This is a genomic window from Parabacteroides sp. AD58 (assembly GCF_023744375.2).
GTDB classification, from domain to species: domain Bacteria; phylum Bacteroidota; class Bacteroidia; order Bacteroidales; family Tannerellaceae; genus Parabacteroides; species Parabacteroides absconsus.
In genome coordinates, this window is sequence record NZ_CP146284.1 from 352,391 (window position 1) to 365,163 (window position 12,773).

General features: G+C 50.7%; 15 protein-coding genes. 6 read left to right on the forward strand and 9 right to left on the reverse strand.

Annotation, left to right across the window (positions count from 1 at the left end; genetic code table 11):
* Window positions 1–3: 3 nt before the first annotated feature.
* Genes NEE14_RS01475 through NEE14_RS01495 form a run of 5 tightly spaced genes read right to left on the reverse strand, consistent with a single transcriptional unit; the run spans window position 4 to window position 4,911 of the window.
* Window positions 4–1,188, reverse strand: a complete 1,185-nt coding sequence (locus NEE14_RS01475; RefSeq protein WP_005938391.1) for a DUF3991 and TOPRIM domain-containing protein — start codon at window positions 1,186–1,188, stop codon at window positions 4–6.
* A 30-nt stretch (window positions 1,189–1,218) separates the two neighbouring features.
* Entirely contained in the window at window positions 1,219–2,544 is a 1,326-nt protein-coding gene (locus NEE14_RS01480) for an ArdC family protein (RefSeq protein ID WP_005938394.1), read from the reverse strand.
* On the reverse strand, window positions 2,528–2,758 hold the full coding sequence (locus tag NEE14_RS01485) for a hypothetical protein (protein ID WP_005938397.1): 231 nt from the start codon (window positions 2,756–2,758) through the stop codon (window positions 2,528–2,530). The genes NEE14_RS01480 and NEE14_RS01485 overlap by 17 nt, the downstream gene beginning before the upstream one ends.
* Before the next feature lie 53 nt (window positions 2,759–2,811).
* Window positions 2,812–4,122, reverse strand: coding sequence for a hypothetical protein (locus NEE14_RS01490; protein ID WP_005938400.1), 1,311 nt, complete (start codon window positions 4,120–4,122; stop codon window positions 2,812–2,814).
* Window positions 4,123–4,134: 12 nt separating this feature from the next.
* On the reverse strand, window positions 4,135–4,911 hold the full coding sequence (locus NEE14_RS01495) for a DUF4099 domain-containing protein (RefSeq protein ID WP_005938403.1): 777 nt from the start codon (window positions 4,909–4,911) through the stop codon (window positions 4,135–4,137).
* A 90-nt stretch (window positions 4,912–5,001) separates the two neighbouring features.
* Between NEE14_RS01495 and NEE14_RS01500 the strand changes: the two genes are divergently transcribed.
* The 6 genes from NEE14_RS01500 to NEE14_RS01525 all read left to right on the forward strand — a co-directional run bounded on the left by NEE14_RS01500 (window position 5,002) and on the right by NEE14_RS01525 (window position 8,283).
* Entirely contained in the window at window positions 5,002–5,622 is a 621-nt protein-coding gene (locus NEE14_RS01500) for a glucosaminidase domain-containing protein (protein WP_005938407.1), read from the forward strand.
* A 106-nt stretch (window positions 5,623–5,728) separates the two neighbouring features.
* Window positions 5,729–6,433 carry a DUF5714 domain-containing protein gene (locus NEE14_RS01505; RefSeq protein WP_005938409.1) on the forward strand — a complete coding sequence of 235 codons (705 nt, stop codon included), beginning with the start codon at window positions 5,729–5,731 and terminating at the stop codon, window positions 6,431–6,433.
* The gene (locus NEE14_RS01510; RefSeq protein ID WP_005938412.1) at window positions 6,430–6,855 is read left to right on the forward strand and encodes an arsenate reductase ArsC; all 426 of its coding nucleotides are present in this window, start codon (window positions 6,430–6,432) and stop codon (window positions 6,853–6,855) included. Before NEE14_RS01505 ends, NEE14_RS01510 begins: the two co-directional genes overlap by 4 nt.
* Window positions 6,856–6,870: 15 nt before the next feature.
* On the forward strand, window positions 6,871–7,293 hold the full coding sequence (locus NEE14_RS01515) for a hypothetical protein (protein ID WP_005938415.1): 423 nt from the start codon (window positions 6,871–6,873) through the stop codon (window positions 7,291–7,293).
* Window positions 7,293–7,760, forward strand: coding sequence for a DUF4112 domain-containing protein (locus NEE14_RS01520; protein WP_005938417.1), 468 nt, complete (start codon window positions 7,293–7,295; stop codon window positions 7,758–7,760). Before NEE14_RS01515 ends, NEE14_RS01520 begins: the two co-directional genes overlap by 1 nt.
* Window positions 7,761–7,770: 10 nt before the next feature.
* Window positions 7,771–8,283, forward strand: coding sequence for a methylated-DNA--[protein]-cysteine S-methyltransferase (locus tag NEE14_RS01525; protein WP_005938420.1), 513 nt, complete (start codon window positions 7,771–7,773; stop codon window positions 8,281–8,283).
* 9 nt (window positions 8,284–8,292) lie between these two features.
* Here the strand turns inward: NEE14_RS01525 and NEE14_RS01530 are convergent, their stop codons facing one another.
* The 4 genes from NEE14_RS01530 to traN are packed head-to-tail and all read right to left on the reverse strand — an operon-like array spanning window position 8,293 to window position 12,748.
* Window positions 8,293–9,006 (reverse strand): TraX family protein, encoded by a 714-nt coding sequence (locus NEE14_RS01530; protein ID WP_005938423.1) that lies wholly within the window; start codon window positions 9,004–9,006, stop codon window positions 8,293–8,295.
* Window positions 9,007–9,018: 12 nt separating this feature from the next.
* Window positions 9,019–11,355 (reverse strand): type IV secretory system conjugative DNA transfer family protein, encoded by a 2,337-nt coding sequence (locus NEE14_RS01535; protein ID WP_005938427.1) that lies wholly within the window; start codon window positions 11,353–11,355, stop codon window positions 9,019–9,021.
* Between the two features lie 34 nt (window positions 11,356–11,389).
* Entirely contained in the window at window positions 11,390–11,863 is a 474-nt protein-coding gene (locus tag NEE14_RS01540; protein ID WP_005938429.1) for a hypothetical protein, read from the reverse strand.
* Between the two features lie 12 nt (window positions 11,864–11,875).
* The gene (traN, locus tag NEE14_RS01545) at window positions 11,876–12,748 is read right to left on the reverse strand and encodes a conjugative transposon protein TraN (protein ID WP_005938431.1); all 873 of its coding nucleotides are present in this window, start codon (window positions 12,746–12,748) and stop codon (window positions 11,876–11,878) included.
* Between the last annotated feature and the right edge of the window lie 25 nt (window positions 12,749–12,773).

Consider the following 12,773-nt stretch of genomic DNA (forward strand, 5'->3'; position numbering starts at 1 on the left):
CGTTTATAATTTAGGGCCTGCATTTCTGCGTTCGGCCAGGTTATTGATTTGGTCCTGTTTGGTCGGATGCAGCCGCACCTCCATCGGTTTGTTGAGCAGACAGTCGTTCCAGTCCTTGAATGCCTTGGGAGGAAGCCATTGTCCCATATCGTATCTGACCGACAGGTGTTCCTTGACCTGCACCTGAAAGGGTCGCTCCGGATCAAGCCGGAAGGAACGTCCGTTCGCTTCCACTTCCAGACTGTCACGGGTTCGGTTGATTTTCAAGGGGATGTTCTCTACCAGCGCCATCATGCGCAAGCCGTAGATACGACCGGGCAGGTCATTGTCGAAACAGTCAAACGGACGGGCTCCGGGAAAGCGGTTCAGCACCTGCCGGATTTGTCCATCAGAGAACGTGCCGCCCAGTGATACCAGGGCAATTTCATTGGTCAGTTGCTTCCGGTTCCATTGGTAGAATGCCATGACATCGAAAGCCGACTCACAGAAGAAGACACTCTTCACCACATTCGGATAGCCACCTGACAAGTCAGCCACCCATGCAGAAGAACTGGAATCACTTCCGGCAGCCTTGGATTTGTAACCGCCGTACCCTCGCATTTCGTAGCCCCGGACCTTGTCATTCTCTCCGTTGGTATAAGGGAAGCCGATGTTGTAGCCGTCAAAGTTCTCGTTCTTCCTGTCGCGGATGAGCCGGATGAACGGAGCAAAGGTGCGTACCGTTTCATCGGACAATCCCCTTTGTTGGAAGATGGCCGGAATCTTATCGGGATTTATCGGCTTCACCTCATACCTGGAGCTGTCGAAGGTGGCATGATACCTGACTGACTGCACATACTCCCTGTCCTCGCGGTATTCGGGTTCGGGCATGTTGGCAAAGCGTGACAGCACCTTGGCTATCTTCTGCCATTCATCCTTGCCCGACACGTTGAAGGCATTCAGGTTCTCCCGGATGAGTGTAACTACATCCCCCTTGGAACCGTCGCGGCGGAAGAACCGCTGGGAAGCCTTGTCCTGGGGGTGGCAGATTACGAGCGCATCCCGCTTTTCCTTGCCGTCACCCAACACCAGCTCCATGTAGCGGCCCACACCGGCCTTGCGGTCGAGGCGGTAGCCGAGCGCATAGGCTACATCGTCGATGCCTACCTTGGCTTTGAGGTCCTTGAAGTTTACCTTGTAATCAGTCATGGTTCATGGATTTAAAGATTCTACATGGTATCAGATGCTTAACTTGGCACCCACGGCCTGCGTGCGTTTGAGATTGGCTATCTCCGGCTCGAAAGTCTTGTGCGCCGTCATGTTCAGGAAGGCAGCCTTGTCCTTGTAGTCCGTCAGTTGGAAATAGGTCTTGGCCGTATCTTTCGATACCTTCTTCAACCCCAGTTCCACACCATCGTAGGAAGCACGGATGGCATAATCCCCGTTGCGTGTCTTCACGATGGCCGCATTCTTGAACGGCACTTCCTCTCCTTCGCCCAACGGGGCAAACGGGTCGTTCTTCGTCAGGTAGGGCTGTTCGTTGAGTGCCAGCCGCTGTTTGTCCACCTGGTCCAGAATCAGATCTGAAGCCTTGTTCACGTCCGCCATGACGGAAACGATGAACTTCGGTTCCTGCTTCAGCACCCCAATCCAGGAATCCAGATAGGCTGCGGAGTTGTCCGTCACCTTCATGTCAAAGCCCATCGAATGGCAGATCATGGCAGCCGTCAGTTCGGCTACCAGTTCCTCCTTGGCGTATTTCGGGTCTCCGAAGCGTCCGCCCATCTCGCGGTTGAGCCGTTCAGGGGTCATGGTGGAGTGTGACATCTCATGCAGCATGGTGGAATAGAACTCCATGCCGCCCCGGTAGATTTCCTCGGGGGTATCGCCGATGTTGAACTGCTCCTTCATGGGCAGCACCACGATGTCCTGAGCCGGTGAATAGAAAGCTCCGTCCACCCGCTTGTCCGCCTGTATGGGACAGAGCCAGCCTTGCGTCTCAATCATCCGGTCGAGCGCGGCATGGACATACATGCCTTCCTTGTCCCGAAGTTCGGGCACCTTGAACTTCTCCATGAGTTTCTGCACCCGTTCGGGCTGCACCTCCGCCAGGTTGGTCTGGTCGATGTTGTACACGGGGAAAGCCTTGAAGAAGGGAATGACATCCATGCCTTTCTTCTCCTCCTTGCTCATGGCCTTATACTCATCCGAACTGACCTTATGGCCGTTCTTGTCCTTGACCAGCACATCCCAATAGACCACGGGGAAGGCTTTTTCACCTTTCAGTACATGGGCCTTGAGGTTGTGCGCCTGCTTGAAGGTGAGGTACACCGGCAGGCGGTAGCCCTGGGCTGCGGTCTGCAGCTGGAGGAAGAAGGAATTGGAACCCGAATAGTTGCGGCCACCCACGTTCTGCGGGAGACCTGCAAATCCGGATGCACCCCCAATCCAGCCTTTCTTCCAGTCGGAAGCCTTCATCTGCTCCATACGGGCAATCATCATTTCGGCAAAGCGGTCGATGGCTACCTGCCCGGCATTGCCGGATGTGTTAGTTCCATACGCCATAGCTTTCGTCATCCATTACCTGACGGTCCATCTGGTCGATGTCCGTCTGTTCAACATAAAACTCTGCGGATTCATCCGAAGGATCCGTGCCGTGGGTCTGGCACCACTCCAGATAATCCTCTGCACTGTCCCCATCCATCACAAAGCGGAGGAAGCCGATTTTACCGGCCTGAAGGAGTTCTACCAACTCCTCGTGTGTCTTTTTAGCTGTCATATCTTTTCGTCTTTTATTGTTTCTTGAATATTCGTTTGTTTTTCTTGATTTTGTTACATTTTCATGGAAGCCGACTTCTCCAACTTGTTGGTCACGGCTGAAAGCATCCCGGTAATTTCCGTATTGAGGTACTTGGCTGCAATCTGTTCCCGGGTAGCGGTCTTGGCTTTGAAGAGCGAGTAGCCGTCATCGAAGGAGATTTCATGCTTGCTGGTCTTGCCCTTGTCGCCCAGGTCCATCGACACCTTCCATTTGTTGTCGGAGTGGTCCTTGGCCACACGGACTCCTTTGGGGTCCACTCCTTCGGGAAGCTGGTACTTCTCGTAGGCAGACTGCAGGTGCAGGCGTTCCCCGAAGTTCTTCTCCACGAGTTGTGTGGGACTGACCACCCGGTCGAAGTAGGCATTCAAGTCCTCACGGGAAGCCACTGCTGACATCTTGGTGTCGCCCATCTGCACGTAGAACTTGTACTTGCCGTAATCTGGTCGTTGTTCGTCCTTTTCCTTATAGACATTGAACTTGTCGATGGTAATGGCACCATCAGGGCCGGACAACTGCTTCGGCATTTGGTACGCTTCTTCCGATACCTTCGGCATGAGTTTAGTCGGATAATACTTCTCCATCAGCTGCGGCACCGTCATGTCCTTCTTCTGGTATGCGGCCAAATCCGCTGCGTCCATCTTCTGCGGCTTCAGCTGTACGCCGTCAATCTTGGCGGTGAAGTACCAGTCCGCCGGATTGGTGGTGCTCTGGAACGCATGGCCGTGGCTGACTTTCTCGCCGTTGGCGGTAATCATCTGCGGTTCACGTGGCTTGCGTTCCTGCTTGGCTTCCGCTTTCTGCTCGGCCTGTTGTTCACTCTTGACTTCGGCTTTGGCTTCCGTCTTCTTTTCCTTGGCAGGTTTTTCCTCTGCAGCCGTCTTGACTGTCTTGGTAGGCTCTTCCTGCACAGCCTGTTCTTTCTTCTTTTTCGCCATAGTTTCCTGATTGAGGTTGTTTTCTTTTTTTGTTTTATCCTGGCTTTTCAATTCTTCCCCGACCTTCTCCTTGGGTTTCTTCATCAGTTTCGGCTGGTCTATCGCCTCGCATATGGCGACCCGTTGACCCGAGCGAATCAGCTTGGGCAGATGCTTGTCCAGTTCATGACGGGGAAAGGTCAGGAGTTTGATGGGGTCTTTCTCTAAAGGAAGAATCTTGTCTGATACCTTCAGCGCCAATATCACCGATGCCTTGAGCGCATCTTCCTTGTACATTTCGTAGAAGTCACCTTTACGGAAGAGCAGCACCGCATCGGGATGTTTCTTCTTCAATTCGTTGAACTGCCGGACAAAGCCGACATCCTTCTCTGCATTCTTCTTGACCATAGGGAAAAGGATTTAGAGTTTGAGACCTTTGGATTGTTCAGCTTTCGGAGCATGAAGTTTCAAAGCCCTTTCCTGCGACTGCTTGTCCACCACCTGCTGATATTCCCAGCGGTTCTTGTCCGTCATCACCAGTCCCAGGAACTCGGGATGCTGCTCGTCATAGCGGAGTTTCTGCTGACGTTCCCACTCTTTCATGTCGCCCTGGATGACCTTGAAACCTTGCGGTTCTTTCAAATCCACACCAACCGACACTTTCTCACCGCCTACATTCAGTTCAATGGGTTTTCCCTCGCGTACCTGCTGCTTCTGCTGCATGCCCAGTTCGATGTCGTTGACTTTCTCCATGTCCTTGAGCTTCTGTTCCAGCTGAACATCCGTAACCCGGCGATGGATAACGGATTTGGTTTCGGGATCGAGTTGCAGATACTGCTGGGTCTTTTCTCCGTTTACTTCCACGGCTTTCTGGATGACCTCACCCTTCTTGAGCCTTTCGGCTTCCTGTTCCGTGAGGCACAACACCTGGTTGCGTTCCTTTTCCAGTACGGCCCGTACCGGGTAAGCCATGAGCGCCGGGTTGCCGTATTTATCCGATACCAGCTGGAGTTTGAGGGGAAGTGTGATAAGGTCTCCGTTCCGGGCACTGATGGACACCTGCAAGAGCGGTGTGACCTCTCCGGAAGCCAGTTTCTCCTTCACTTCCTGAGGGAGGCTGTCGGCCTTTTCCCGGTCAATGCCCAAGACTGCCAGTTTCTCGTAGGGCAGCCTTTCAGAATGATTGATGTTGTGCATTTTCGTATTGTTTAAGTAAAACGATATATTTGCGGTCGGAACCGCCTTGAACACCCGCAAAAGTATTGTCAACCCTATCATTGAAAAGAAATGCACAACATCATTCTGACCGCCGTATTACTGATTCTTGGTTCCGCTTCAGCATCGGCACAGTTCTATACGATTACAAAAGAGAAGGAAATCCTACCTGAAAAGCAACAAAAAATGGCTCCTGATACCCTACAGAGGAGTTTGGGAGCTTATGAGTCTTGCAAAAAGGCAGAAAAGGACTCACTTGCCCTAGAGGTGCCTGTGAAACCGCTTTCGGAGCTATATGCCCGAAAAGTTTACGCAAGGGTGTCCCACGAAAAAGAACTTCCTGCACTTACTATTCCCAATCTCTATCAGGAAATCATCCGCAACGGCATTCGGCATCCGAAGATAGTACTGGCACAAGCCATACTGGAAACGGGGTGGTTCCGTTCACCGCTCTGCCGAAACCGACATAACCTGTTTGGCCTTACCAATCCCAAAACCGGAAAGTACTATGAGTTCAACCATTGGACGGAAAGTGTCCGGGCTTACTATACCAAGGTGCAGTATCGGTATGGTCAAAAGAGCCGGATAAACTCCAGCGATGTAGATTATCTGAAATGGCTACGTGACATCGGCTATGCAGAAGACCCCAGATACATACAAACAGTGGTACAGGTGATGAAGCAGCATCTGTAGCTTGGAAGGCCAAAGAAAAAAGCACCTTTCTTTGCTCATTTCCATACTTTTTACGAACTTCGTGTCATTACTGCAACAACTCAGAAAAAGAAGAAACAACTATATAATGAAAGAAGAATGCTTGATATGCCAGGCTCCGCTGGAGTATCTGGGAACGGAAACGCTGATGGAATGCGCTCTCTGCCACCGACAGGAAATGAGCCAAACGCGCTGCATCAACGGACACTATGTCTGCAACGAATGCCATACGAAGGGAATGGATGCCGTCATCGGTTACTGCCTGAATGAAACGTCCAAAAATCCTGTTGAAATACTGGATCACCTGATGAGTCTGCCTTTCTGCCACATGCACGGACCGGAACATCATACGCTGGTCGGTGCTGCGCTCCTGACCGCCTACCGCAATGCCGGAGGTGAAATCGAGCTGCTGACGGCCTTGAAGGAAATGATGGCACGCGGACGCAAGGTGCCGGGTGGTGCCTGTGGGTTTTGGGGAAGCTGCGGGGCTGCCATCAGTACCGGTATGTGCATGTCCATCCTCTCCGGTGCCACCCCGCTCACTCAGGAATCCTGGGGACAAAGCAACCTGATGACGGCCCGGTCGCTGCTGAAAATCGGGGAAGTGGGCGGTCCCCGCTGCTGCAAGCGCAACTCCTACCTGTCCCTTCAGGCGGCTGCCGAATATTTCCAAGTAACAAAGGGTGTCACACTGGAAATGAAACCAATTGTCTGCCACCGCTCCGATGCTAACAACCAGTGTATCGGAAAGCGTTGTCCTTTTCATCCCTCACATACCATCCCTCAATCATGAAAATACTGATACTTTGTACCGGAAACAGATGCCGAAGCCAAATGGCTCACGGCATCCTGCAACAACTGGAACCTTCGTTTAAAGTCCATTCAGCCGGCGTTCGTCCGGCCAGTGAAGTTCATCCCCTGGCTGTTCAGGTGATGAAGGAAATAGGCATCGACCTGAACCAACACTATCCGAAACAGGTAGACCGCTATCTGAACGAGCCGTGGGACTATGTTATCACGGTCTGTGGAGGTGCCCGTGAAACCTGTCCGCTCTTTAGCGGTGAAGTCAGACACAGACTGCATATCGGCTTTGACGACCCCGATGCGTTCACGGGGACACCGGAAGAAATCATCACCGAGTTCAGAAGGGTGCGTGATGAAATCCGCGCCAGCTTTGAACAACTGGCGCAGGCTATCAGAGAGGAAGAATCCTGACATTTCAAATACGATATGGCTAAGAAGAAACACAAAAAGAAGGTAGAGACGGCTTCCTTTGTGGAAATAGAGAAAGACTTCGGTCTGTGGGAGGATTACATGGCTTTCGGACCACAATATGATACCGTCAATGATTGTCCGCTTATTCCCGGTGAAACGGAATGTGTACAGGAACTTCCATTCAAGAAACTGAGTGCGGAAACCAGAAAGGCACTCCGCTCTGCCATGGTCAACCGGGTGGTGGAATACTGGCAAAGTGAAAGGCTCATTCCTGAAGGAGGCATCGTCAAAGAACTGCGAAAGGCGGCCATTCAAGAAACTTACCAGCTTACCGGACAGTATGCCAAGGACAGTGATGAAGTCAAGCATCTGCTGAACGAGAGTATTGTACAAAGTATCAACAAGGAACTGCGTAAAGAAAAGAAAACCCAATCCTGATGATGACGAATGAGAAGCAGGAAATAATCCGGAACTCGGTATCGTACAAGCTGGTGCATGCGATAGCCCTATGGATGGACCGGCGCTTGTTGGATCCATTGATTGGTCTGGTGTTGCCCGGCTTCGGTGATGCGCTGACTTCGGTTTTAGCAGTGCCTTATCTTTATCTGAGCATTGTCAAACTGAAAAGCATTCCCCTGACACTGGCCATTGTCTGCAACATCCTTCTGGATGTACTTATCGGTATCATTCCTTATATAGGAGTAGTCGGTGATGTCTTCAAACGGGCATTTACCAGAAATGCGGCCATGATAAAGGGATATGTGGAGGGCGACAGAGCCATCATGCAGGAGATAGACCGGAAAGCGGTCGGTATGGCTTTTCTCATCGTGATTCTCTGCGGACTTATCTATGCCATGGTATTGGCTGCTGTAAAAATTGTGGAATGGGCTGGTTCCTTTTTCTAACAAAACGGATATGAGAACAGAACGAGTAATTATAGTCAAGCCTTATGCCTCACCTATAGGGGTATTGCTGCTGGGTTCTTTTGAAGACAGGCTCTGCTTGTGTAACTGGCGCACAACAGCTGAACATGGCCGACGGATGGACGAACGGCTGCAGACCAGACTTTCTGCGACCTATTTGGAAGGAACAAGCGAGATAATTGAAACAGCCCAATCCCAACTGGAAGAATATTTTGCAGGAAAGAGAATTACATTCCAAATGCCTCTTTTGCTTTCCGGAACTGATTTCCAACGGAGTGTATGGAAAGAATTATTACAGATTCCCTACGGAAGCACCCAGACCTATAAGGAGTTGGCTTGCCGTATCGGAAAACCTGCTGCCGTCCGTGCAGTAGCCAATGCCAACAATGCCAATCCTCTCTCCGTCATCGTTCCTTGCCACCGGGTGATTGGTAGCAATCGTAAACTGACAGGATATGGAGGTGGTCTGGAAATCAAGCGGCAACTGCTTTGTCTGGAAACTTGAATGAATGGCTTATGGAAAGAGAACGATGTATCCTACTAAACAGAGCAGATGCACCGGATAGAACGCATAGAACCCATACTTCGCCACCTTGCCATAGATAAACCCTCGTGTTCCATCATAGCTGGAAATCACCAGACATGCCAGCAAAGCCCCGACTATCCCATAGTGCATCATCAGCGGAAAGGCACAGAACAACTGCGCCTTTCTACCGGAGGGAAAAGAAGGATTGCAGACATTTCCCAACAGGTAAAACACCACCATCATCAGAATCCCCCGCCACTCATAGTCCACTCCGGACCAAGTGGCGAAACAAGCAATAGAAAGGATGACAGCCCCACAAAGGATGCCATCCTTTTTAAATGCTTCCATCGCAGCCAAAGCCAATACACCCAATGCCAGGGTGAAGAGTACATTGTGCGTTCCGTCCGCTCCGTTCAGCAAGTACCAAGGCACTTCACTGACTACGGCAAACCCGAGCAGCAGCAGGAAGTACTTCATCCGGTTTCGGGTATACCGGAAGCCTTCAGCTATGAGGAAGGCGAACACTGGAAAAGCAATGCGACCGAAGCAGCGCATGACCTCATAAAGAAGTGTGCCGTGCTCCATCAAGTAGTAGGCACTATGATCTGCCACCATCGAAAGAACGGCAATGACCTTCAGTGCGCTACCACTCAATGGAGGCAAAAGGCTTGAATGTTTATATGCTGATTGTAAGGATGCCATTATACTAATCATTTATGCCATACCCAGCAGTTCCTTGACCATTTTCTCCACTTCATCGTTCACCCGTTTGAAGTTGCGGTTCAGCATGATTTCCTTCTCGCGGTCGTTCTTGAACTCATAGATTTTCGGCAGCGGTACATAGTGGTCCTCTTCGTCCTTAATCTTCTTCATGTCGAAGTGCGTCTTGCAGAAGTACTTCGTGGTCTTGAACTCCTCCGACTGCTCAATGTCGAAGTGGTTCAGCATCCGCTCGTCCGTAGCCGTGAAGTCACGGGCAGCCTGACCCGCCAGCCAACCGGTCGCCATATCCGCAATCTTGGCAGCAGGCACCAGGTAGTCCATCTTTTCGGAGATGGTGGTCGATACCTTGTTGTCGTTGATGGAGATGGACCGGGAAGTCTGCTTCGCCTTGCCAAACACATCATTCTGCGCCCATTCCAGGGTTTCCTTGTTACGGGCAGCACCCATGAAGATGTTACCGCAGGTCGTGATAATCTTCTGCATGCCTACCTTGCCGTAGTCAGCCTCCAGCTGTGGCAGCTCCTGAAAGCCCAGGGTCACCGCCACCTTGTTGGAGCGGGCCGTACCAATCAAGCGGTCAATCTTATGGAAATAGAGTGTAGGCAGCTCATCCACAATGATGCTCACCGGGATATTGCCTTTTGAGTTTACTCGGGTAATCAGTCGGTTCAGCACCAGTGCATTCAATGAACCGATGACCTGTTCCTTCTCCGGGTCGTTGGCAATCACGAGATAACTTGGATTTGCCTTGTCAGAAATCTTCAAGTCGAAGTCGTCCCCCGTAAACACCCAGTAGGCTTCCGGAGATACCAGCCGGGCTGCATTGACACGAAGGGTACCCACCATACCTTCCAACTGGTCGTTCGCCTTGTTCTCGTAGGCACTCTTGAAGGGAGCCATGAGGGAAGCAATCTTGTCGTCCTGCATGAGAATGTTGAACACCTGGTCGTAGGACCTGCCTAAGAAAGAAAGCACATGCGGCATGTCCGAGAACTCCCCGGTGATGGTGTCCGGCTCTACTTCCTTGCCTTTATCATCTTCGTACCAGCAGCGTTCTATGTGAACTTGTTTGCCCGTCCGGTCCAAATACGAGAAGCCGTTTAAATCCACAAACATTCGGTCTTCATCCGTTGACACATCGTTTCCGTCTTTGTCCACAAAGTCCAGGATGATGTTTCCCTTTGTATCGAGTGCATGGTAATCGTCCCAGTTCCGTATCACCAGTTCCAGTTTATTTCCCTCGGGTATGACCACTTCGGAGTCTGGTGCCAGAGAAACATAGCGTTTCAGCTTCTTGCCATTCTTGAAGCCTACCGGATGGAAGTTCACAAAGAAATAGATGATGGCTGCCAGGAAGTTCTCTGCCGAGTTGGTGAAGAAGGCTTCCGAACCGCCCTTCTTTTCACCGCCTCCCTTGTTTAAGGAAGCCAGCAAGGTAGCAGCGGTTTCCGAAGCTGCCGCCAAGTCCGGAATGTACTTGCGCTGAATCGGATTGATGCGGTCGGAATACTCCACGTCCGTAAAGTTGATAATGCGAAAGCCACAGTTTTGTGGCAGTTTACCAGCCTTGCGGTTCTTGCAATACTGATAGAAAAGTGTCTTGGCCAATGTAGGAAACTTAAAATCGTAGCACATGATAGCAAATCCCTTGGCAGCGTGCTGCCGGATAAAGGGATCGATGATGCCGAAAGACTTACCCGAACCCGGCGTACCCAATACAATCGTTCCACGGAAGGGATTGATAATGTTGATCCAGCCCTTGTGCATCTTCTGCTTCCAGTAGTAAATCATCGGGATGTTCACCGAATAGTCATTGGCTACCAGAGCCTCCGACTGCTGGAACGATTCGTTCTCAAAGTTGAAGCGGTCTTCACCTACCTTGTAGTTGTAGTACTTGGCAATGCCGTCCAGTCCCTGATGCACCAGCATGGTACCTACGACCGAACAGAGCGCATAGAGGATGCGGTTGGCCGGGAAGCCGAACCAGCTCATGCCGACATTCATGCCGTGAAAGATAAAGCACATGCCGACCAATGTCAATCCCGCCAGCACCGGATAGATGACCATTGTCTTGACGTTGAACTTCAGCGCCTTCTTTGCCTTGGTTCCGATACAGACTACACAGATGCAAATCAGTTCTGCCACCTTGCAGCCCGACACGGAGTTGAACACCTTGAAGCGGGCCAGAAGGTCCAGGATAAACTGCGTGACACGGTTATCCGCCGTGATGGGAAGATTCATCACAATCTCGATGATGAGAAAGATGTAGATGCAACTGCGGAAGTAGTTGTACATCTGTTGCTGTTCCCGGGTTTCTTCGAATGCCATTGTTATTGCATTTAAAATACACGTTAAACGATAATCAGAACGGAATCTTTACACCCACTAAGAGTCCGTTGCGGAAAGTATCTCCATGCAAGAAGTTGACGTTGTTCTTCTGGATCAGCGAAAACTCCCAGCCGTTCTGAAATACATAGCTGTATTCAAAGCCGGCTTCCACACCGAGGAAGAACTTCTTCTGGGTGGCACCGAACTGAGGACCGAGACGGAAGCGGAGCATGCCGTTCTTGTAACGAACCAGTCGCTGCTTATAGACCAATCCGCCATCCCAGTAGTAACCCTTCCAAAATCGGCAACAGGTGGGTTTCTGCCAATGGTTCCCCACTTCACCGTAGATTTCCACGGCATTGCCATAGCTCAACGGATACTCGTAACCAATCATCGCATTCAAGGTATTCGGGAACAGGAAACCTGCATTCAGCGTGAGTTTCTTGTCCTGTGCGGATGCTGAAAGAACGGCAAACGCACAACAGATGATCATTAAAATTTTCTTCATATCGGGTAGGTTTTAGCGGTAAATGTAATAGTACGGATAGCATGAAGAATTCTTCAGAATGTCCGAATCAAAGCCATCGGCATTGAGGATGTCTTCGTATTCAATGGTGAGCGTAATGACACGGCCACTGATTTGGTTCTCTGAGATTTCCAGTCGGAGTACCTTCTCATCCGGGAAGGTCAGTTTCTCAATCACCAGCACATTGCGGTAATTCTTCTTGAACTTCTTGACCGGATTCAATGAGTAAACCGGTGTCAGTTCAATGGTCTGCGAGTTGGTGGCTTTCGTCTCTTTCTTGTCCGTCAGCTTCACGCGAAGTTCCTCAATGTCGTAGGCAATCTTCGTCTTGTTCTGTAAAGAATAATCAATAAAGAAATAGTCCCCGATAGTATAGATGTTGTTGACGATGGCCTTCATACCGTGGGCATTCGACACCACCTGATTGTACTTGCGCTTGCTGCCATACACCGCCCACGCATAGCGCACCATTTCGGCCTTGGGCATCGATACCTCGGGGTTGATATAGGACTGGGTATCGCTGTAAGCTACCTCAAAGATGGAGGCTGCCATATTGGGATAACGGGTATAAACCACGTCATACTGAGCGATATGGCGCTCTCCAATCAGGGTGATAGTACCCAGCAATTCATTCTCGTCAAAGGAGGTTTTAATGGAGTCTGGCTCCAGATAAGGCTTGATGCGCACCATGTTGTCGGCGCACTGGTTGCCCATAATCTTGGTCGTGGAGATGTCCACCAATTTGATGTTCTCGGGCATAACGATGTGGGTTGTGACCTCACTGTTCACGTAGATCTTCTCCTTGGCTGCAGCCTGTACGACCATACCGAGAAGACCGAAGAAAAGTAAAAATAATTTCGCTTTCATATTAGGTAATTCTTATGATTTACTG